General features: G+C 64.0%; 1 pseudogene. It reads left to right on the top strand.

Annotated elements, in window-relative coordinates:
* Positions 1-167 precede the first annotated feature (167 nt).
* Positions 168-300, top strand: a pseudogene (locus tag EN859_RS40110) (polyphenol oxidase); the annotation flags it as partial.

Raw genomic sequence — 300 nt, forward strand, 5'->3', positions numbered from 1 at the left:
CAGCCCCGACGCGATGGGCGAGCTGTTCAAGGTGATGAAGATCATGCCGGTGGCGCGAGCCCCCTGAGATTGGCGGGCGGTCCCACCTCCCGGTCGTGCCCCTGGTCCTGCTTGTCGCCCGAACTTCGCCTTGACGAACCCGCCTTGCACGGACGACAAACCCAACCATGCTGAATCAGACCAGACCCGATCCAGTTCGCTCGCCGCTGCTTGAAAAGGCGCAAGGCATACGCCACGGCTATTTCACCCGCATCGGCGGCGTCTCCGACGGCATCTATCGGGGGCTCAACATCGGCACAG

The organism is Mesorhizobium sp. M00.F.Ca.ET.216.01.1.1 (genome assembly GCF_004010325.2).
GTDB lineage: Bacteria > Pseudomonadota > Alphaproteobacteria > Rhizobiales > Rhizobiaceae > Mesorhizobium.